The organism is Enterococcus xiangfangensis, from assembly GCF_005405365.1.
In the GTDB taxonomy this organism is placed as follows: Bacteria; Bacillota; Bacilli; order Lactobacillales; family Enterococcaceae; genus Enterococcus_A; species Enterococcus_A xiangfangensis.
Window position 1 is genome coordinate 94,443 of the sequence record NZ_BJDX01000004.1, and the last position, 21,815, is coordinate 116,257.

Genomic DNA, 21,815 nt, shown 5'->3' on the forward strand with positions numbered 1-21,815 from the left:
AAGCGTGAAAAGAGTGATCGGATTTCTTAGTATTTTCTTTGTAGTCTTGATGGGCTACTATATTCAACCGGTCCTCTTTCCGCCGACACCAAAGAAAGTTTCCGTCGAACAGACCAATCAAACCGTTCATCATAAGGCACTGAAACATCAGACGATTAAAACTGAAGGATTTGCTAAGTACGTTTCACAGCCAATCGAAACATTTGAACAGCAATTTGGTCAACCAACAAAGACAGAGAACAGCGGCTTCTTTTTTGAAACGCGTAATTATGCCTTTGCTCAAGGAACATTGGAAGTCAATGTAGAAGCGGGCAAAGTTAGTGTCATTAAAGTCATGGCTAAAAAAGCTAAGATCGAACCTTTTAAATTTGGTATGACTAGCAGTCAGTTTTCAAATCAAATTAATTTGTCTGCCAATTTCGCTTTGAATTATGATGAGGAACCTGTGGCAATCGAATTGAGTGAAAATGACATGCGCTTTCGACCATTAGTCGCATTTGACAATCAGACATTTGCGATGTTTTTTTTCAATGGCGAGAGTGAAAAAATGGTCGGTGCGGTCTATTTAGATTTGGAAAATTTGTTGAGGTTGATGCCTTATCAGATCAATAGTGGAAATCCTTTAGCCAATCGTGTGCAGGAAAGCAGTTTAGATTGGGATATGTTGAATCAGCAAAAACAGGCAAGGATGATCGAAGCGATTAATCGCTACCGCAGTTTGTATAAGTTGCCGAATTTTACAACAAACGAGACGACAACCAATGACAGTAAAAAGTTATTAAAGAGTTTTTTAACAGCACCAAAAAAAGTATTATCTAACGAGCGTTTGGAAGAATGGCAGACGGATCAAGAGGCACATTTAAGCAATCTATCTTTTGAACTATCGGTTGCAGAGTTTGAAGATTTAGCTAAACAAGAAAAAATCAATTACCAAGCCGGCTTCTTTTATTCACCGACGATCGATCCATTATTCAATTTGTTTAATTGGATCAGTCAAGATCATTTGAATCAGATAATTGATGCGCCGGAATCAGAACTTGGCGTTGCAATTGATCAAGAAAATGTGCTAGTCTTGTTACAAGAACCAGAAAAAACAAAGGATAGTGAATAGATTGATCATTAATGATGCTTTTTTTCAACTAGAGGATCAGAATCACGTGTTAATTCAAGCGATTTTAGCGAGTCAGACCTATAACACCTATCTTCAGAAAAAAAATCAAATGAATGATTGTGCAGAAGTTGCAAAGCTTAAAAAAGCTTTTCAGGTTGAAAAAGATAAATTTGAACGAATTTCCAGTTATGGCGAGTATGCGCCTGATTATCGTCAACAGCAGCGCAGGGTCCGTGCGAGCAAACGTGCACTTGACTTGAATGAGAAAGTGGCGGCTTTTCGTTTGGCAGAGACCGATTTCCAGCAACTATTGGATGAAATTAGTCAGCGCTTGGCACAAACTGTTTCTTCGGAGATCAAAGTTGATGCAGGAAATCCTTTTTTTGAAACCAAGAATCATAGTTGTAAGGGGAATTGTCATGGATAATGCTGAGTTTATAGTACAAAAGAGACGAGGAATGATCGTTTGGGTATATTCCTTGAAACAGTTAAAAACCTTGAAACGATATGGTTTGGTTCATTTTGTCTCAAGAAAAATGAAATATGTCGTATTGTATGTAAATGAAGAAGTTGCGGATGAAACAGAAGAAAAACTTCGGGCGCTACATTTTGTACGTCAAGTCGAACGTTCTTACCGACCAGATATTGAAATGAATTTTGCTGATCGAATCGGAACGAAGGCTGCTTATCAAGTAAACGATGATGATGAGTTAGATGTAGTAGAAGCCAATACAGAGATTCGCTTAGCTGAAACAGTTTAAGCCAATCATGATGAGTAAGGTGAAAAATGTCTGATTTATTCAAACATTTTTCATCTTTTTGTTTGATAATAAAGAGGCCGATTTGACTTTTCTAGCTTTCAGCAAGATAAAAAGACGGCAAAAAAACTGAGAATTAGATAGAAAAATTTTTGTATTGATGATCTGATGTGAACGACAAGACGGTCGTCAGTGAGAAGAGAGGGGCACGCAAGCCATGCGAGTAGTCGCGGGTGAATTTGGCGGTCGAAAGTTAAAGACACTAACGGGAAGTAACACTCGACCAACTACGGATAAGGTAAAAGGTGCAATTTTTAATATGATTGGGCCATATTTTGATGGAGGGGTAGCGCTGGATCTATTTTCTGGCAGCGGATCATTGGGAATCGAAGCTGTTTCTCGGGGGATGGAACAGGCGGTTCTAGTCGAGAAAAATTTTCGAGCAATGGAGATTATTCGTGAAAATGTCACTATGACTAAAAATGAAGCTGCCTTTCAATTAATGAAAATGCCGGCAAATCAAGCTATCCAACAGTTAGCATTGCGCAAGGAACAATTTGATTTAGTACTCTTAGATCCGCCTTATGCAAAACAGGAAATCGTAAAACAAATCGAGCTGCTGTTGCAAAATGGCTTATTATCAACAAGAGCAACCGTTGTCTGTGAGACGGATCAATCAGTTGTATTACCGGAAACAATTGGCAAATTAAAAGAACGGAAACGTCAAGAGTATGGTATCACAGCCATAACGATTTATGATTGGGAGGATTGAGATGAAACGAATCGCACTTTTTCCCGGCAGTTTTGATCCATTGACAATGGGTCATTTAGATACGATCGAACGGGGAGCGAAATTGTTTGATGAACTGATCATCGGCGTTTTCGTGAATACCAATAAGAAAAGTTACTTTACGTCAGAAGAGAAACTTGCTATTGTACAGGAGTCAGTAAAACATCTTTCTAATGTGCGAGTGATCGCACAGGAAAATGATTTGACAGTTAATGTTGCAAAGAAAATTGGCGCAAAATTTTTGTTACGCGGAATCCGCAGTATTAAAGATTATGAATACGAAAAGGAAATCGCCTTGATGAACCACCATTTGGATCAAGAACTAGAGACGGTTTTCTTATTAGCTGAACCAAAATATAGTCACATCAGTTCTTCGATTTTAAAAGAAGTCTGGACATTCAATGGTGACATCAAAGAATATTTGCCTGAGGCTGTTTATCGGGTATTGAAAGCGAAGCGTGAGAATAGTGAAAAATAACAAACTTTTCAAACGATTATTAATTATCTTTTTAGCTTTAGTCGTTGTTGCCTGTGTCGTTGTTCCAATTCCATATTATATTGAAGAGCCTGGAGAGACGATTGATTTAAAAGAATTAATCACAGTCAATAATCAAAAAGATAATGACAAAGGCTCGTTTAGTCTGACTTCAGTGGGGATTCGACGGGCAACCGTTTTTTCGGCACTAAAAGCGAAAACAGAACCTTTCCATGAAATTATTTCAATGGATGAATTAACTGGCGGTGCGAGTGACGACGAGTACATGCAGATCCAAGAATTCAATATGGAAACATCGCAAAATTTTGCGATCGAACAAGCGTTGAAATTAGCAAACAAATCCTATGAGATGGACTACAAAGGGGTCTATGTCTTAGGAGTGGAAGATAATTCAAACTTTGCTGGGAAAATCAGTGTCGGCGATACAGTAACAAAAGCTGATGGAAAGTCTTTTACCAGCAGTGAAGAATTTATGAAATACGTAAAAGCACAAAAAGTGGGCCAAAAAATGACGGTCACCTATATTCATGATGATAAAGTCAAAGAAGCAACTGAAAAACTGATTAAACTTCCAACCGATAAAAAACCAGGTATCGGCATTACATTAACTGATCATACGGAGATTGATTCTCAAGATGAGGTGAAAATAGATGCCGGCGATATCGGCGGACCATCGGCGGGATTGATGTTCACCTTAGAGATTTACGAACAATTAAGCGACAAAGATTTACGCCAAGGTAAAAAGATCGCTGGAACAGGGACGATCAATTCTGACGGTGAAGTTGGTCGGATCGGCGGTATCGATAAGAAAGTTGCTAGTGCAGCGGCCAGCGGCAATCAAATCTTTTTTGCTCCTAATGATGAAATCACAAAAGAGATGAAAAAAGCCCAACCAGGAATCAAATCAAACTACGAAGAAGCAAAAGCAGCTGCTAAAAAATTAAAGACGGACATGAAGATCGTGCCAGTCAAAACAGTCCAAGATGCATTGGATTATTTAGCAAAAATGAAATAATCAGACCAAAGAGTGATCGTTAAAAATGACGACCACTCTTTTTGCGTATATTGGTAATAAGGAGGGTGTTATGAGAACCTATCTAAAAAATATCCTTATCTGATTGTATTGCCACTAATTGCAGCACTTGCGGCATGGTTCTTGTTTAAAAATGAGCCTGAAGAAGAAGTAGATCCAATGATTTTTGCGACGAGCAGCAGCCAAGAGACGAAGCAAAGCAGTCAAGAGTGGTATGTTGATGTCAAAGGTGCGGTAAAACAAGGAGGAATGTATCGAATTACACAAGGAATGCGGCTGATGGATGCAATTGAATTGGCCGGCGGTTTTACAACAGAAGCGGATCAGAATCAAATCAATTTTTCTAAATTATTAGCGGATCAAGAGATTATTTATGTACCAAAAATAGGTGAAGAGCTTCCGACTATCCACGAGACTGATTCAAATAAAACAACAGCTTCTGAAACAGAAAAAATCAATATCAATACAGCAGACGTCAATGAACTGCAGCAGCTATCAGGAATCGGTGAAAAACGGGCAGCAGATATTGTAAAGTACCGCGAAGAAAACGGCAGCTTCCGAGCGGTCGAGGATTTGACTAAAGTGTCAGGTATCGGCGAAAAGACGCTTGAAAATTTGAAAGACTCGATTACAATATAAGAAAGATCAAAAGAGAGGACGAAAAATTTGACCATGCAGAGAATCCCTTGGGACCAATATTTTATGGCGCAATCAGTATTATTATCATTGCGCAGCACTTGTGCACGTTTAGAAGTAGGAGCGACAATCGTTCGAGATAAAAGAATCATCGCAGGAGGCTATAATGGCTCGGTCAGTGGCGATGTCCATTGTATAGATGATGGTTGCTACGTAGTGGACGGGCACTGTCTGCGGACGATCCACGCTGAGATGAACGCTTTGTTGCAATGTGCAAAACTGGGTATTGCTACTGATCAAGCGGAAGTTTATGTGACGCACTTTCCTTGTTTGGCTTGTACGAAAGCTTTATTGCAAGCAGGAATCAAAAAAATTCACTATCTGAATGACTACCGCAATGATCCTTATGCGATTGAATTAATCAATCAAGTGGGAGCGAGTGCCCATCAAGTCCATTTAGAAAATAAATATTTTACGAAACTTCAATTAGGAGAAGATGCTGCCGCCGCATTACCAAAAGGATAAACGCTATCCGTAACTATTTGATTTTGCCGATCTTAGTAGCTATTTTGTTGGCTAGCTTGATCTATCAGCCTAATCAGTGGAATTTTTTAATAATGAGTATTCTGATGATCCGAATTGTCTGTATGAAAAACCAAAAGCTGTTGCTGCTGGTCGTTTTGTGCAGTCTTTTTTTGGTGCCGCGAACCTATTCTTACATGCAACTAACAGAAGAAGGAAAGATCGCCAATCAAACATTAACGATCCAGACAGATTCAATAACTGTCGATGGCAATCTTTTAAAACTAACAGGGAAAATTAAACATAAGAAATATTTGGTCTACTATTCATTGAAATCACCAGCAGAAAAACAAATCTGGCAAAGAAAAAAACTACCAAATGCTGCAGTGATCAGTGGTGAGACCATAAATTTTACAAACGCTAGGAATTTAAATGGGTTTGATGAAAAGAAGTACTATCAAAGTCTGGGGTTTAGTCAAAAGATCCGAGGAGAGTCATTGAAGCCATTTAGACAAAAGAAAGCCGGATTGACTGACATTCGACAACAACTGATCTGGAAAATCGATCAGCGCTATAACAAACGATTATCCAGTTATGTCAAAGCAATCGTGATCGGTTACAAGGACGCTCAATTTGCTGAATATACGGCTGCTTATAAAACAACAGGACTACTGCATCTGTTTACTTTATCTGGTTTGCATATTCAATTTTATTTAGGTGGTCTGCATTTATTGCTGAAGAGAATAGGATTGACTAGAAAAGTTCGGCTCAACTTACTGAGTGTATTGGGGATTTGTCTGATCTATCTAACTGGTGCAAGCTTCAGCACGATTCGCGCAGTTGTGAGTTTTCTTATTGCTTTTGTTTGTGTAACTTATGACATAGCACTTGCTAAGCTCGATCAATGGAGTTTGATGCTGTTCGTAATGATTATTTGTTTTCCGTTGATTTTTTGGTCGGTCGGGGCACAATTAAGTCTATACTTTGCCTTATTGTTACTATATATCCGTGACTTACAGTTCAAGAATTGGCAGCAAATGGGTTTGTTTTCACTTCTATCATTGCCGATTTTACTTTTTAGCTTTAGTGAGTGGACGATTCTAGGTGGTTTTTTTACATTGTTGTTGTTTCCACTTTTTGAGTGGGGCATTTTGCCAGGCTGTTTATTGCTCTTTTTAGGCTGCTTTTTACCGATTCCACAGTTTTTAAGCAGTTTGCTAAATAACTTTTTTCAATTAATAGAAAATGGGTTAGGGCACTTGGCCTTTTCAAATCTAGTAATCGGCCGTCCGACTTTTATAGTTTTCCTGGTTCTTGTCTTCTTGGTTCTTTTAAGTATCGATCGACTGAAATACCGACAAAATTGCTATTGGTTGATAGGTAGTGCAGTTCTATTAGTAGCAGCGACATCTTTTTCGGCTAATGGGATCGTTGCATTCATTGATGTCGGGCAAGGTGATAGTATTCTCATCAAATTGCCGTTCAAACAAGAGACCTTCTTGATTGATACAGGAGGACGGTTAATGTTCAAACAAAAGAAATGGCAAGTTCGACAGGAAAAACAACTTTCCGATTATCAGCTTTTGCCTTTATTGAAATCATTAGGGATCAGTCGGATCGATCATCTAGTGATTACTCATAATGATGCAGATCATATGGGTGAGTTGATGCATGTATTGAAGAAGGTAAAGGTCAAAACGCTTTACTTGGCAGAAGGTTCTCAAACAGAGTTAAAAAAAGATTTAGAGTTGCTGAAAGGAACCAGCATTCAGTTAGTAAAAAGCGGCGATACGATCGGTAAACGATTGAAAGTAAAGATACTTTCACCTGAGCAAAGCAGAGGGGAAAACAATGATTCAGTCGTTGCCTATTTTAGAGTAAATCGTCAGCGCTTTTTGCTGACCGGTGATTTAGAGGTATCTGGTGAAAAAAATCTATTGAAAAATTACCCACAGTTAAAAACAGATTTTCTAAAAATTGGTCACCATGGCAGCAATACGTCAACCAGTGAAGTATTATTAAAAAAAATCCGACCAAAATATGGAATCATTTCAGCAGGAGAAAATAATCGCTATGGGCACCCTACTAAAGAGACGCTTGCAAAGTTAAAAAAGTATCGAGTAAAGATTTTCCGAACGGATCAGCAAGGGATGATTTATTACGAATGGTCAGCGATAACAAAAATAGGGAAAACTAAAGTCCTAATAGATTTTATCGATTAATCGTGGTAGCATGAATAGTCAGGATAGCAGACCCATTTGGTCTTTTCATCTTAAAACTAGACTTGTTCATAGGGAACAATTGATAGAATGAAAAAGTTTTATTATTGAATTAGGAGTAACCGCATGAATACACAAGAAGCTCTTCAGCAAATTAGAAATGCCCCATTAAAACCGGCCTATCTTGTTACCGGGACGGAAGATTATTTGGTCCAAACAATTCGCCAAGCTTTTTTCGATCGAATGAAAAAAGATGATTTGGAAGAATTGAATTTCATGTCATTTGATCTGGAAGATAGTGGCTTAGGTGCTGTGATCGATGAAGCCGAAACGTTGCCATTTTTTGGTGATTATCGTTTAATTTTTGTCGAAAACCCGTATTTTTTGACTAGTGAAAAGAAAAACAACGTTCCAGAACAAGATACCGAGGGTTTGGTAGATTACTTGAAACATCCTTTAGCAACATCGATCATTGTTTTTTGGGCAAACTACCCCAAACTTGATGCACGGAAAAAAATTACGAAGGCATTGAAGAAAACTGAAGTCATTGACGCTGCACCATTACAAGAACGTGATTTGCGAAATTTCTTACAGCGTTACATCAGCAATGAAAAGGCAAAGATTTCAAAAGAAGCGTTCGATCTATTTTTACGTTTAACGGATTATGACTTGTCTAAAGCCATGAATGAGCTTGAGAAATTATTATTGCTTGCTGGACCAGGTGGAACCATTACACTTCAATTGGTCCAAGATTTGGTTCCAAAAACACTGGAACATAATATTTTTGAATTGACCGAACAGATTTTAAAAGGCGATGCAGCAAAAGCGTATCAAACATATGAAGAGTTGCATTTGCAAGGGGAAGAAACGATTAAGTTGACGGCTATTTTGATTGGTCAGATCCGTTTACTGTTACAAACTAAAATGTTACAAAAGATCGGGTACCAACAAGCAAATATCGCCGAAACTTTGAGTGTGCATCCGTATCGGGTAAAACTAGCATTGCAGCAAGTTGCGAAATTTCCGCTAAATTTATTAGTATCGATGTATGATGAATTGGTTGAAAATGACTATGAAGTAAAAACTGGACAAGCAGATAAAGAATTGAACTTCCAATTATTCATTCTAAAGACTACAGAAAAAATAAAGAAATAGTCAGAATAAACTTTTAAATAACAATTATCAAATAAGAAAAAAGAATCAACGAGGGAGTCATTTTATCTCGTTGATTCTTTTTGTTGATTAAATAGTAAGGTTTATGACTATATCTTTGGAATGGAACATCGCCGAAAATAGATAATAGCAATTGTTTTCAAAAAAATCAGCATAAAAATATCTAGGTAATGTTTAACAATTCACATTTTTAAGGTATGATAAAACAAGAGTAACAACTCCATAATACTAATAACTAAGATTATTTCGCGAAAAAGGTTCAAAAGAAAAAATAAGATTTTGTGTTCTATTTTTATGCTTAAAATAATTAAATCACTACTTTTTATTTGATAATAGTCAGTGTGTCTGACTTTATATATGCATCACAAATAACAAATTTATTGTAGGAAGGATGAATAAAATGACATTAGCAAAGATCGTTTATGCAACAAACACAGGAAATACAGAAGGAATCTCTGAAATTTTGGAGGATGCTTTCGATGAAATTGGAATTGATGTTGAACGTGTCGAAGCTGACGATGCAGATGCAGACTTTTATAGAGATGCAGATATTTGTGTTTTAGCTACTTATACGGATGGTGATGGCGAATTGCCGTTTGACTTGGAAGATTTGCACGAAGACTTGCCAGATGAAGATCTTTCAGGGAAAATTTATGGTGTAGTTGGAAGCGGAGACAGTGAACTGTATCCAGATTATTTCTGTCATGCAGCAGTTGCATTTGAGGAAGCTTTTGAGAAAACCGGCGCAAAAAAAGCAGCAGAAACTGTAAAAATTGAAAATGAAGCTGATGACGAGGATGAAGAAGTTTTAGAAGCTTTTGTGAAAGCACTGGTCGAAGCGGCAAAATAGGGATGAACAGAACGGAGTGAGGGGTTTGTTCAAAGTATTAGAGCGCAAGGAGTTGGCACCGACTGAGTATGAGATTTTAGTTGTTGCTCCGCGAATTGCTAATAAAGCACAGCCAGGGCAGTTTGTGATCTTACGAATCGATGAACGCGGCGAGCGGATTCCGCTGACAATCGTAGATGCAGATCAAAAAGCAGGTTGGGTCCGGTTAATCTTTCAAGTAATTGGTAAATCAACTGCGCAACTTGCCACTGTGATGGCCGGAGAATATTTGAAAGATGTCGTTGGTCCGCTGGGTAAAGCAACTGATATCAAAAATTATGGAACCGTTCTCTTAGTTGGCGGTGGTGTAGGAATCGCGGCACTGTTTCCAATCATCAAAGGCCTAAAAGCAGCCGGGAACCATGTCATCACTATTCTTGGAGCAAAAAATCAGCATTTATTGATTCTCCAAGATGAGTGTGCCAAATATTCTGATGAACTGATTTTAATGACAGATGATGGTTCAGCTGGTGAACAAGGTTTGGTCACTCAAGCAATGGAGACGGTTTTTGAACGTGAGAAAATCGCGATGGCTTGGGCAATCGGACCAAGTGTTATGATGAAGTTTTGTACATTGACTGCACAAAAATATTCTGTACCGATCTATGTGTCATTAAATCCAATTATGATCGATGGAACTGGGATGTGCGGCGGCTGTCGAGTAACGATTGCAGATTCAATTAAATTTGCTTGTGTTGATGGGCCAGAGTTTTTAGGAAAAGAAGTTAATTGGGACGAATTTGTCAATCGGATGCAACAATACCGGTCAGAAGAATTGTTGGCTGACGAAAGGTACAAAAAGCAGGTGAGTATAAATGGCTAAACGCAGTTATACTAAAACCCCGATGAGAGAACAAGCACCAGAGATTCGCAGCCGAAATTTTGATGAAGTTGCTTTAGGGTATACATTGGCAGAAGGTCAGCTGGAAGCTAGCCGATGTTTACAATGTAAAAATGCTCCTTGTATCACAAATTGCCCAGTGATGATTGATATTCCAGGCTTTATTAAAGCGGTTGAAGAAAGTGACATGCCGCTAGCGCATAAAATTTTGAGTCGCTATACAAATTTACCTGCAATTTGCGGACGAGTTTGTCCGCAGGAAAAGCAATGTGAAATGGTCTGTCGGTTAGGGCGTTCGAAAAAATTTGAACCGGTCGCAATTGGGAAATTAGAACGACTGGTGGCTGACTGGGCGTTGGAGCAACCAATAGAATACAGTGAAACATTTGGTGAAAAAGGCCGTGTAGCAGTTATTGGTTCTGGCCCTTCCGGATTGACTGCCGCCGGTGATTTAGTGAAATTAGGCTATGATGTAACTGTTTATGAGGCATTACATGCTGCTGGCGGTGTATTGACTTATGGAATTCCTGAATTTCGTTTACCAAAACGGGTCGTGAAGCAAGAAATCGAACGAATCATTGCTCAAGGTGTAAAAATTGAAACAAATGTAGTCGTTGGAAAAACAATTACTATGGACGAAATCATGGCTGATTTTGATGCTTGTTATCTATCCGTTGGTGCTGGAGCGCCAAAATTTCAAGGAATCAAGGGGACGTCATTGAATGGCGTGTATTCATCCAGCGAATATTTGACTCGGGTGAATTTGATGCATGGCTATCAATTCCCAATCTATGATACACCTGTCCAAAAATCAACAAATGTAGTTGTTATCGGCGGTGGAAATGTTGCGATGGATGCGGCACGATCAGCTAAACGTCTAGGTGTTGAGAAAGTATCGATTGTTTATCGTCGTTCATTGGAAGAATTACCGGCTCGTCAGGAAGAATATCATCACTCAGTAGAAGAAGGAGTTGACTATCATTGGCTGAGCAATCCGATTGAATATATTGATGATGGAGCTGGGCGGTTAAGGGCAGTTAAATGCGTTCAAATGGAGTTAGGCGAACCAGATGAGTCTGGTCGTCGTCGTCCGATCGTAATTCCTGATAGTGAATTTATCATCGAAGCAGATACGGTGATTGAGGCAATTGGACAAGGTGCTAATAAAGTTTTATTAGACACATTTCCAGAATTGGCACTAAATCAATGGGGGTATATCGAGGCGGATGAAGAAACTTGTGCGACTTCAATTCCTGGTTTTTTTGCAGGAGGAGATATTGTGACTGGTGCAGCGACCGTCATCTTAGCAATGGGAGCTGGAAAAATTGCAGCAACAGAAATAGATCGCTATGTTCAACAGACCAAGCAAGAACAATTGGTTTAAAGCCCGTTATACAACTAATTTCATGAAAGAACCAAATAAAAAAACCGATCATCTGATCGGTTTTTATTATTTAGCTAATTTTTTAGCAAGACGTGCTTTGTCGCGATTTGCTTTGTTTTTGTGAATCAAACCTTTTGATTCAGCCATATCGATTGCTTTAGCAGCTTCTTTATAAAGGTCGTTCATATTTTCAGCGCCAGCAGCAGCAGCTTCTTCAAATTTCTTAACAGTAGTACGCATTGCGCTCAATTGTGATGAGTTTTTAGCGTTAGCAACTTCACTAGTGCGTGCACGTTTGATTGCAGATTCAATGTTTGGCATGGATTTCACCTCCGAATTCAGTCTTATACGGTTATAGCCGTACAATTCAACATTACTCATTATACATAAAGCCGCTTTTCAATGCAATAAAATCGTGACAAGTTTTTTTCCTTAACAGAAAATAAATAGAAAAAAGAGACAAATGAAGAATTTTGAAGACGAAAGGTTATGATTATGCTATCATTACTGGGGAAATAAAAAAATGGGTGGTGCAGTATGAGTATTGCTTTAGTTGTTACAATAACGTTGGTTATGGGGGTTGTTTTCGTTAACGGTTGGACAGATGCGCCAAACGCAATTGCTACAGCGGTTTCAACGCGGGTATTAAAACCGAATGTTGCTATTTGGATGGCAGTTGCAATGAATTTTTTAGGCGCGCTGGTTATGACTTATTTTAATTCACAAGTTGCTGAAACAATCAGTAATATTGTTACTTTCGAAGGGGCTGGAAACGCCGCACAAGTCGCATTGGCAGCATCTTTATTTGCAATCGTCGTCTGGGCAGTCGCAGCATGGTTCTTTGGTATCCCTACAAGTGAATCCCATGCACTGATCGCTGGTCTAACGGGTTCAGCAATGGCGATGGGCGGATTGGAAGCGGTTAGCGGTGCAGAATGGACAAAAGTTCTCGTAGGTTTAGTTGTTTCAACCATCATGGGTTTTGGTGGTGGCTGGTTAGTTACAAAGCTGATTGTATTGATTTTCCAAGGAGTCTCCAGACGAGTTGCCAATCATGTATTTACGATTGGCCAAGCAGTTAGCGCTGGAATGAATGCGTTTTTACATGGCGCGCAAGATGGCCAAAAATTTATGGGTGTTTTTATGCTCGGACTTTTTTATAATAATTTGGCTGAAAAAACGGGTAATGGATTTGTTATTCCGTTATGGGTAATGGTTTTATGTTCATTAACGATGGGTTTTGGAACGTCTGTCGGTGGTATGAAGATCATTAAATCAGTTGGGATGGATATGGTCAGATTAGAGCGTTATCAAGGATTTGCAGCGGATTTAAGTGCGGCGATTTGTTTGTTCTTGGCCTCTATTTTCGGTGTTCCAGTATCCACTACACACACAAAAACAACAGCGATCATGGGTGCCGGAGCTGCTAAACGACCTTCAAGTGTTGACTGGAGTATCGTAAAGGAAATGATTAGCGCGTGGGTACTGACTTTTCCTGGCTGCGGAGCGATCGCATTCATCATGGCAAAAGTATTTGTCGCAATTTTTTAAAAAGGGGATCATAAATAATGGCTAGAAAAAAACAATTCGATTATTTTGGTAAATTAGAACAAATGGCGCAATATTCTTCCGAATCAGCGACTCTATTATTAGATTTGATCTTAGATTATTCAACTGAGAAGTTTATCGATAAATCAGAAAAAATCCATCGTTTAGAAGGATACGGTGATCGCATTTCCAAAGAGATCATGACAGAACTTTACGATGCTTTTATTACACCAATCGATCGTGAAGATATCGTGATGATCACTAATTGTTTAGATGATATGTTGGATGAATTAAACGCAACGACTTATTTGTTTGAAAATTTATTGGTTTACACCGTTCGGCCCAATACTGACAAATTTTTACAATTAGTTGTTACGGCAACTTCTGATGTAGTACAAGCAACGAAAGAATTTGCGAAATTCAAACACTCAAAAGTGTTGAAACAATATATCGAGCAAGTAAATGAAACAGAATCAGAGGCTGATAGATTATACAGTGCATTAGTACAGGATCTATTCGCCAACGAGAAAGATCCAATCGAGGTCATCAAATGGCGCGACATTTACAATCACCTTGAGAAGATCACCGATGCTTGTGAGGTTGCAGCAGATGTTATTGAAGGGTTAGTAATCAAAAATTCATAAAGCAAAACCAGACTGTAATTATCGCAGTCTGGTTTTTTACTTATCATCCGTTGTTTTAAAGAGTTGCTTTATATAGCGGGCAAGTTACACAGCTTGATTTATTAAAACGATCAAGCTCTTTTAATGGAAGCAACAGCCGTAAGCCGTTTAGAATAACTAAGATAGTACTGCCTTCGTGGCCAATTACGCCAAGAGGAAGGGTTAGAAATTGAAGAAAATTGCTTGCGATCAATAAAATGATAACACTGAGTGAGAATACGATATTTTGACGAATGACGCGCTTCATTTTTTTTGCTAAACGGTGACTGTAAGTCAATTTAGTCAAATCATTTTTCATTAGAACCATATCAGCAACTTCCATCGCGACGTCTGTTCCTTCGCCCATTGCGATCCCAATACTAGCAGTCGCTAAAGCAGGAGCATCATTGATGCCATCACCAACCATCGCATTGATCGTTGCGTCTTGCTGCTGTTCTTTGACGAGCTTTGTTTTATCAGCGGGAAGGCAGCCGCTGTAAAAATTGCTTAATCCGACTTGTTGAGCCACATAATTGGCAGCGCCAAAGTTATCACCAGTGAGCATAATTGTTTGGATACCTTGTTCTTGAAAGTAATCGATAACTTCTTTCGTATGGGGCTTGGGGAGATCTATCAATGCAATCAGTGCGGCTAGTTGATTATTTTGGCTAAGAACGACTACTGTTTTTCCTTCTTTATGCCATTGCTCAATCAAGGGGTGAGTTTGATTTTCAAGAGGTTTTCCTAAACGCCACGTTTGATTGAGATAATTTGTTTCTAGTCCAAATCCGGCTTTTTCTTCTACTTTTAGCTGTAAACTGTCTTCGTCGCTAAAAAAAGTTGTAATCGCTACTGCAAGCGGATGGGTCGAGTGTTTTTCCATCGATAAGAACAGCTGTGGAATTACTGGATTATCAGAAAAACTCTTGTAATCAGTTACGTGTGGGTCGCCTTGAGTTAAAGTCCCAGTCTTATCAAAGGAGATGACGTGAAGATCAGCAAGTTTTTCTAATGTTTTTCCAGATTTAAACAGGAGTCCTTTTTTTGCGCCATTAGAAATAGCGGCTAATGTCGCCGGTGTTGCTGAGGCAACTAAAGCACAAGGAGAAGCGACTACAAGCAATACCATTCCGCGATAAAAACTTTCAGTAAAACTCCAGCCTAATAAAAAATGGGTCAGTAGGATCATCAAAGGAACTGCGCATAAAATGATCTTGACGTAAATATTTTCAATTTTTTCGATAAACGTAGCAGTTGCGCTTTGTTCATTTTGCGCATGATCGACTAAGCGTAAAATTTGAGCAAACAAAGTATTATCACTAGTTTTGGTTACTTCTAACGTAAAAGCATGTCCTAAATTAATTGTTCCGCTGAAAGCCTCGTCATTGATCTTTTTTTCGACAGGAACGGACTCACCGGAGATGGCCGATTCATCAATCAAAGAGGCATTTAACATGCGTCCGTCAATTGGGATCGCCTGACCCTTAGGAACAAAGACCAAGTCTCCTACATTTATTTTTTCTACAGGAGTCGCGATGTGTTCAGTGCCGCAGATTTTTAAAGCTTCATTCGGCGTGACATTCATCAGAGCAGTGATTTCTTTTTTGCTTTTGTTGGTCGCGTATTCTTCCAATGTTCCGCTTAAACAAAAAATAAACGTCAACATTGCTCCTTCAAACCAATTCCCAATCAGACAGGCGCCGATCGCAGCTAAAGCCATCAATAAATCTACATTCAACGTTCGCTCATTCAGCAGTTCGCTAACCCCTTCAAAGGTTTGTTTCCAACCGCCGCTGATAATCGCCAGAATGAAAAAGAGGGGATAGATAGGTTGGGAGAGCATCATCAGAACTTTACCGACGATCAAAAATAATAGACAGAAAAGGGTCGAGAATAAGGCGTTCCTTCCTTTTGAGCTCATAACGTAATCTCCTTTCTAACTTTGAAATCAATAAACAAATTCATTCATTCTTTCAATCTCATAGTATCATGGAAACTAACGTAAATGATAACAAAACCAGCTAAATGAGAACGAAAGTAGTTATCAATTAGTGTTGAGAATGACTATCATTCATAGTTAATCAAAAATAGGTGCAATTATGAAAATCATTGATCGTAATTATAATTTATAGTAATTATCATCTGTTTGGCACAACAAAAAAGACCTGCAAAAATGCAGATCTTACATAGCGATTAGCCAGTAGCCAATCAAAATGATTCCTAGAACGATTCGATACCAGCCGAAAACGGTGAAATCATTTCGTTTGATATAGTTTAACAAGAACTTGATTGCGATAATTGAAACGATAAAAGCAGTCGCCATACCAATCAACAGAATAATAAGTTCGGAAGCGCCAAAAGAATTTCCTTTTAATAGGAATTTGATGATTTTTAAGCCGCTGGCACCAAACATAACAGGGATTCCTAAGAAAAAGGAAAATTCTGTCGCAACATACCGAGAGCACCCGATAATGATCGCACCAAGAATCGTAGCACCTGAACGTGAAGTTCCGGGGATCAGTGAAAGCAGTTGGAAAGCACCTACGATCAGTGCCGCTTTATAGGTGAAATCGTTTAAACTTGTACATTTTGGTGTCTTTGTTTTATTTTGCCGCTCAACAATGATAAATGCGACCCCGTAGACGATCAACATAATTGCTACTGGTAAAAATTTATGAAAATGTGCTTCTAAAAAATCATCTAATGGTAACCCGATCACCGCTGCAGGCAAACAGGCAATAATTACTTTGAACCACAATGTCCATGTATCCTGTTTCTCTTCGTGAGTCTTGCTGGGGGCGAAGGGATTCAATTTGGTGAAGTACAGTACCACAACCGCTAAAATAGCCCCTAACTGGATCACTACATTAAACATTTCAATAAATGCTGAACTCATATTTAATTTGATGAATTCATCTGCTAAGATCAAATGACCAGTAGAAGAAATCGGCAACCATTCGGTAATTCCTTCAACGATCCCCAAAATAATTGCTTTAAAAATATTTGCAATAAGCATAATTTACGTCCTTTCAAATTAATAACAATAAATAGTATACCGTTTCATCTTTGAAAAGACCATCGAAAAAAGGCTAAGCTTTTTATAAGAAAAGAGGTGTAACAAAAGTTTTGTCACACCTCTTTCTAAATAAATGCTATTTTTGCTTCTTCGAAAGGAAGTCGAAATTGCGAAGAAGCTATTGCTTTCCATCATAACTTGTCTCTAGGCACCAGTATGATCAGAAATTGTTTTTCCACGTTCCATGTAACTGATATCATTGATCGCGCGGATCGAAAATTCACCATTTTCGTATTTTAGACGATTGATACTGCCGTTCAATAGGTTTGCTCGAACAGGTTGATTTGAATCAATTAAACTAAGTAAAAAGGCGATTGTTAATCCATGAGAAACAATCAGAACATTTCCGCCACCATTTTTTTCGCGGTTTTGTGCAATGTCTTCAAAACCATTCCAAACGCGATCTCTTAATTGAGTATAAGGTTCTGCCCAATTTGCTGTATCTGCGCCTTCAACGGCATTTGCGATTTCTTCAAAAGTAACATCTGTTGCGAACAAATCATCTTCTGTTTTAAAATTCAATACTCGCGGTAAAACGCCCCACATCTCAGCATCATAGGCGCCTTCTAAAGAACCAAAGCACCATTCGCGAATGCGTGGATCTACGTGGTAAGGGATATTTTTGCCTTCCGGGTGTTCGCTTAAAAGAATCCGCATCGTTTCGATTGCTCGACCAGAGTCGCTTGAATACGCTTCTTCAAATTGTGTATCCTGTAAACCAAGTCCTACATAATGGATACCTTCACGCCCTGTTTTTGTCAGGGGAGTGTCACACCAACCTTGGACCCGAGCTAGTGTGTTGAACATTGTTTTACCATGTCGAACGATATAAAGATTAGTTTCTGCCATATTTAAAACCTCCAAAAAGTTGATTAATTAAAGAATGGGTTTGTATCGATCTCATGACCGATCGTTGTTGCATCGCCATGACCAGGATATGCTGGCAGTTCGCGAGGCAAGGTGAATAGATAATTTTTGATACTGTATAGTAATTGCTGCAGATCGCCAGTGTGAAGATCTGTGCGACCGATACTGCCTTTGAATAATGCATCGCCAACAACGACAAAATCATCAAAAATGAAGCTGAGACTGCCAATCGAATGTCCTGGAGTTGGGACAACTTGGAACGTCATGCCACCAATCGTGTAGTCTTTCATTTCAAATTCATATTCTGCTGGCTGAACGATTAAATCAGGCATATTATCGTGGCGTCCCAAACCAGAGAGATTCAAAATAGGATCTCCCAGCCATGTCTGTTCCAAGGGACTAACATAGACAGGAACATCGTATTTTTTTCGCAATTGTTCAACTGCACCAATATGGTCAAAATGAGTATGGGTCAAGAGAATCGCGCATGGGATTTTACCGATGCGGTCAATTTCTCGACTTAATCGATTGCCTTCCGAACCTGGATCGACGATCAGTAAATTTTGTTCATTATGAATCAAATAGCAATTTTCTTGTGCGCTCCCAGTAACAAAGCCTTCGATTTGAATCATTATTTTCCTCCCTGGATGAATAAATAAATTTCTTTGAATCGATTTATAAGTGCTGACACAATCAAAAATCAGCAAAAGCCAACATCATAAATTCCTCTTCTAATTATACCTTAAAAGCAAAAAAATTGTGGCTTCTGTGAATGATTTTGGTATTTCAGGTACGCATTTTGCTCAAAATTTTCGTTAATAGTTATAAAGGCGATCAAAACTGATCTTTTCGTTAAAACGCAAGATCAAAAAAGAAGCCAAATAATAAATAGGAGGAGTTAAAATGACGAATTGGATAAAAATGATCGAAGAGGAGCCACGTTTACTTTTTGTATTAATGCTGATTTCAGTCGCGATGTTATTGGATTTATTAACAGGATTGATCGCTGCTAAATTAACAAAACAAATCTCATCAAAAATCGGGATCAATGGTATTTTACGAAAAATTGCCAGTATTTTATTATTGCTGTTTTTCTTGCCTGTCTCAAGTTTGATCCCGTTTCAAGCGGGGAGTGTCTTACTCTACGCTTTCTATCTTTCGTTTCTTTTGATGGAACTGCACTCGATCCTTGAGAATTATGAAAAAATGGGGATCAAAACGGAGGTTTTTCGAACTTTTCTTCAGCAGCTGTTCAAAAAAAATAAAGACAAATAAAACTTGACGAGTACGAAAAATTCTTCTATGGTGAAACAGCAAAATAATTTCAAAAAAGCTAGTTGAAACAAAGAATGAGGGGACAAGATGACAGTAAAAAAATTGGCGATTCGTGAATTGGTCGAGTTCATCTTGCGAAGCGGGAGCCTTGATGAGGGAAAAAACAGCAACCACACACCGCAAGAAGGCGCGCGAATTCATCGAAAATTACAAAAAGAAGCAGGTCCTGACTATCAAAAAGAAGTTTGGCTAAAAAAACCGCTTGAGATTGCCGAAACCGCTGTTCAAATCGAAGGACGTGCAGATGGAATTTATCGCGAAGGGGATCGAGTCTTTGTTGATGAGATCAAAACTTCTGAAACACCTTTTGAAGAACTAGAAGCAGGAACGATTAATCTGTATTTTTATCAAGCGATGGTTTATGCCTATATTTATAGTGAACAAGAAGAATTAACAGAGATCAGTACTCGACTGACCTATTTCCAAACAACGGAAGAAAAAATCACGCGGCAAATTCGGGTATTCACTTTTGCTGAATTGACTGATTTTTTCAATGATTTGATCAAACGTTATGAGAACTGGCTAGTCTTTCAAATCCAATGGCGCAAAACGCGGAATCAGTCGCTAAAGTCATTAGCTTTTCCTTTTGACACCTATCGTGCAGGCCAAAGAGAATTGGCAGCCGCTGTTTATAAAACAATCCATGCTCAGCAAAAATTATTTGTTGAAGCACCAACTGGAACAGGCAAGACAATGTCGACACTTTTTCCGGCTTTTAAAGCAATGGGGGAAGAATTAGGAGAGCGGATCTTTTATTTAACTGCGAAAACAATTACTCGACAAGTTGCCGAAGAAACAGTCACAAAACTTGAAAAAAAGGGCGTTCGGGTTAAAAGTGTTACGATAACCGCAAAAGATAAAATCTGTTTTATGTCAGAACGAAATTGCACACCGGAACATTGTCCATTTGCTAAAGGGTATTATGATCGAATCAACGATGGATTATGGGACATGTTGAATAGTGAGGATCATTACACGCGGCCAGTCATTGAACACTATGCTCGCAAACATGAACTTTGTCCATTTGAACTTTCTTTAGATATTAGCCGGTTTTGTGACGTGGTGGTAGGCGACTACAATTATTTATTCGATCCAACGGTTTATTTGCGTCGTTTCTTCGATGAAGAGAATAAAACAAACTTAGTTTTGGTAGACGAAGCGCATAATTTGGTCAATCGTTCGAAAGAGATGTATTCAGCTAGTATTTCTCGCGAAACGATCGCACAAATCCAAAAGGACTTAGATAAATCTTTTAAAAAATTAAAGAAAGCTTTTAATAAAGTCGACAATGAATTTGAACTGATTGTGCAAGCTTTGGATGGGGAATCGTATCACCAGCAGCAAGCGGCACCGGAAAGTTTGATTAATAGTCTTTTTAAATTACAGGAACAGATCAAAGAATGGCTAGCAGAACATCCGGAACATTTTTTGCAAGAAAGAATGCTGCCTGTTTATTTTGAAATTTTACGTTTTACTCGAATGAGTGAATATTATGATGATCACTACCGAACGATTGTGGAACAGAAACGGTATGATCTGATCATCAAAGAGTATTGCATTGATCCTTCCTGGTTTTTAGAACAGACAATGGAAAAAGTTGGTAGCACTATTTTGTTTTCTGCCAGTTTTTCGCCGTTAGATTATTATCAAGAAGTATTAGGCGGCGGGGATGATAGCCTTAGTTATCGTTTGCCAAACCCATTTCCAGCTGAGCATCGTCTAGTTATGGTCGATGCTAGTATCCAGACGACTTATCAGAAGAGAACTCAAAGTATCCCGCAAATCGCGGCATCGATCGAGGCACTAGTAAAAAATAAAACTGGTAACTATTTCGTCTTTTTTCCTTCTTTTCAGTATTTAGATCAAGTTGCGGATTATTTTCATGAAGTTTATCCAGAGTATGCGATCCAAATTCAAGGAACAAAGCTGAGTGAAGAGGAACGAGAAGAATTTTTGGCAGCTTTTATTGATCAGCCAACAAAAACATTGATTGGTTTTTGTGTATTGGGTGGAATCTTTTCTGAAGGTATTGATTTAGCTGGTGAACGCTTGATTGGTACGGTAGTCGTCGGAGTCGGATTGCCGCAAGTTAATCATGAGCAAGAGCTAATCAAAGAATATTATGACGAGAAAAAGAATCAAGGATTTAGTTACGCGTATCAGCTGCCAGGAATGAATAAGGTCATTCAAGCAGCAGGGCGGGTGATTCGAACGATGACAGACCGCGGAATTCTCTTACTATTAGATCAACGCTATACGAATCAGCATTATCAAAAGTTGTTGCCTAGCAGTTGGTCCGATCGCAAAATCGTCTACGGTTCAGCGGAAGTTGGAAAAGCAGCAAATAATTTCTGGGAAAAGCAGAAATAAAAAGAACTCGTTTAACCGAGTTCTTTTTTTTATGAAGTAAGCGGACTAAAAATATCGCAAAGAAAATATTAATAAATTTTTCTTAATACAAGCACCTAGGCGAAA

The 21,815-nt window shown here is 38.7% G+C and carries 22 protein-coding genes; 17 read left to right on the forward strand and 5 right to left on the reverse strand.

Annotated elements, in window-relative coordinates; genetic code table 11:
- Positions 1-4: 4 nt before the first annotated feature.
- From FFM68_RS06225 to gltA, 13 genes are all read left to right on the forward strand, one after another.
- Positions 5-1,111 carry a CAP-associated domain-containing protein gene (locus FFM68_RS06225; protein ID WP_137618563.1) on the forward strand — a complete coding sequence of 369 codons (1,107 nt, stop codon included), beginning with the start codon at positions 5-7 and terminating at the stop codon, positions 1,109-1,111.
- Position 1,112: 1 nt separating this feature from the next.
- Positions 1,113-1,538, forward strand: a complete 426-nt coding sequence (locus FFM68_RS06230) for a YlbF/YmcA family competence regulator (protein WP_137618710.1) — start codon at positions 1,113-1,115, stop codon at positions 1,536-1,538.
- The gene (locus FFM68_RS06235) at positions 1,525-1,872 is read left to right on the forward strand and encodes a YlbG family protein (protein ID WP_174784506.1); all 348 of its coding nucleotides are present in this window, start codon (positions 1,525-1,527) and stop codon (positions 1,870-1,872) included. Before FFM68_RS06230 ends, FFM68_RS06235 begins: the two co-directional genes overlap by 14 nt.
- Positions 1,873-2,086: 214 nt before the next feature.
- Entirely contained in the window at positions 2,087-2,641 is a 555-nt protein-coding gene (gene rsmD / locus FFM68_RS06240) for a 16S rRNA (guanine(966)-N(2))-methyltransferase RsmD (protein WP_137618565.1), read from the forward strand.
- A gap of 1 nt (position 2,642) precedes the next feature.
- Positions 2,643-3,137 (forward strand): pantetheine-phosphate adenylyltransferase, encoded by a 495-nt coding sequence (gene coaD / locus FFM68_RS06245; protein WP_137618566.1) that lies wholly within the window; start codon positions 2,643-2,645, stop codon positions 3,135-3,137.
- Entirely contained in the window at positions 3,127-4,170 is a 1,044-nt protein-coding gene (locus tag FFM68_RS06250; protein ID WP_244925811.1) for a SepM family pheromone-processing serine protease, read from the forward strand. The genes coaD and FFM68_RS06250 overlap by 11 nt, the downstream gene beginning before the upstream one ends.
- Before the next feature lie 141 nt (positions 4,171-4,311).
- Positions 4,312-4,827: a ComEA family DNA-binding protein gene (locus FFM68_RS06255; protein ID WP_239585105.1), complete on the forward strand. Its 516-nt coding sequence runs from the start codon at positions 4,312-4,314 to the stop codon at positions 4,825-4,827.
- Between the two features lie 27 nt (positions 4,828-4,854).
- Positions 4,855-5,349 (forward strand): ComE operon protein 2, encoded by a 495-nt coding sequence (locus tag FFM68_RS06260; protein ID WP_137618569.1) that lies wholly within the window; start codon positions 4,855-4,857, stop codon positions 5,347-5,349.
- A gap of 104 nt (positions 5,350-5,453) precedes the next feature.
- A complete protein-coding gene (locus FFM68_RS06265; RefSeq protein WP_239585106.1) occupies positions 5,454-7,568 on the forward strand; it encodes a DNA internalization-related competence protein ComEC/Rec2 in 2,115 nt (704 codons plus the stop codon).
- 123 nt (positions 7,569-7,691) lie between these two features.
- Positions 7,692-8,720: a DNA polymerase III subunit delta gene (holA, locus tag FFM68_RS06270; RefSeq protein WP_137618570.1), complete on the forward strand. Its 1,029-nt coding sequence runs from the start codon at positions 7,692-7,694 to the stop codon at positions 8,718-8,720.
- A gap of 418 nt (positions 8,721-9,138) precedes the next feature.
- Positions 9,139-9,588: a flavodoxin gene (locus tag FFM68_RS06275; RefSeq protein WP_137618571.1), complete on the forward strand. Its 450-nt coding sequence runs from the start codon at positions 9,139-9,141 to the stop codon at positions 9,586-9,588.
- Positions 9,589-9,613: 25 nt separating this feature from the next.
- On the forward strand, positions 9,614-10,450 hold the full coding sequence (locus tag FFM68_RS06280; RefSeq protein ID WP_137618572.1) for a sulfide/dihydroorotate dehydrogenase-like FAD/NAD-binding protein: 837 nt from the start codon (positions 9,614-9,616) through the stop codon (positions 10,448-10,450).
- The gene (gltA, locus tag FFM68_RS06285; protein WP_137618573.1) at positions 10,443-11,852 is read left to right on the forward strand and encodes an NADPH-dependent glutamate synthase; all 1,410 of its coding nucleotides are present in this window, start codon (positions 10,443-10,445) and stop codon (positions 11,850-11,852) included. The genes FFM68_RS06280 and gltA overlap by 8 nt, the downstream gene beginning before the upstream one ends.
- Positions 11,853-11,918: 66 nt before the next feature.
- Here the strand turns inward: gltA and rpsT are convergent, their stop codons facing one another.
- Positions 11,919-12,173 (reverse strand): 30S ribosomal protein S20, encoded by a 255-nt coding sequence (gene rpsT / locus FFM68_RS06290; protein WP_137618574.1) that lies wholly within the window; start codon positions 12,171-12,173, stop codon positions 11,919-11,921.
- 216 nt (positions 12,174-12,389) lie between these two features.
- On the opposite strand from rpsT, the gene FFM68_RS06295 reads away from it, so the two are divergent.
- Together FFM68_RS06295 and FFM68_RS06300 are read left to right on the forward strand one after the other, a co-directional pair.
- The gene (locus FFM68_RS06295) at positions 12,390-13,403 is read left to right on the forward strand and encodes an inorganic phosphate transporter (protein ID WP_137618575.1); all 1,014 of its coding nucleotides are present in this window, start codon (positions 12,390-12,392) and stop codon (positions 13,401-13,403) included.
- A gap of 17 nt (positions 13,404-13,420) precedes the next feature.
- Positions 13,421-14,044, forward strand: coding sequence for a DUF47 domain-containing protein (locus tag FFM68_RS06300; RefSeq protein WP_137618576.1), 624 nt, complete (start codon positions 13,421-13,423; stop codon positions 14,042-14,044).
- Between the two features lie 55 nt (positions 14,045-14,099).
- On the opposite strand, the gene FFM68_RS06305 is transcribed toward FFM68_RS06300, so the two are convergent.
- The 4 genes from FFM68_RS06305 to FFM68_RS06320 form a co-directional block, all read right to left on the reverse strand.
- The gene (locus FFM68_RS06305; protein ID WP_137618577.1) at positions 14,100-15,983 is read right to left on the reverse strand and encodes a heavy metal translocating P-type ATPase; all 1,884 of its coding nucleotides are present in this window, start codon (positions 15,981-15,983) and stop codon (positions 14,100-14,102) included.
- Positions 15,984-16,244: 261 nt separating this feature from the next.
- Positions 16,245-17,078 carry an undecaprenyl-diphosphate phosphatase gene (locus FFM68_RS06310; RefSeq protein ID WP_137618578.1) on the reverse strand — a complete coding sequence of 278 codons (834 nt, stop codon included), beginning with the start codon at positions 17,076-17,078 and terminating at the stop codon, positions 16,245-16,247.
- Between the two features lie 204 nt (positions 17,079-17,282).
- A complete protein-coding gene (locus FFM68_RS06315; protein WP_137618579.1) occupies positions 17,283-17,987 on the reverse strand; it encodes a histidine phosphatase family protein in 705 nt (234 codons plus the stop codon).
- Positions 17,988-18,010: 23 nt separating this feature from the next.
- The gene (locus FFM68_RS06320) at positions 18,011-18,637 is read right to left on the reverse strand and encodes an MBL fold metallo-hydrolase (RefSeq protein ID WP_137618580.1); all 627 of its coding nucleotides are present in this window, start codon (positions 18,635-18,637) and stop codon (positions 18,011-18,013) included.
- Positions 18,638-18,908: 271 nt separating this feature from the next.
- On the opposite strand from FFM68_RS06320, the gene FFM68_RS06325 reads away from it, so the two are divergent.
- Complete coding sequence (locus FFM68_RS06325; RefSeq protein ID WP_137618581.1) at positions 18,909-19,280, forward strand: phage holin family protein; 372 nt, start codon at positions 18,909-18,911, stop codon at positions 19,278-19,280.
- A gap of 87 nt (positions 19,281-19,367) precedes the next feature.
- Complete coding sequence (locus tag FFM68_RS06330; RefSeq protein WP_137618582.1) at positions 19,368-21,710, forward strand: helicase C-terminal domain-containing protein; 2,343 nt, start codon at positions 19,368-19,370, stop codon at positions 21,708-21,710.
- The last annotated feature ends 105 nt before the right edge of the window (positions 21,711-21,815 follow it).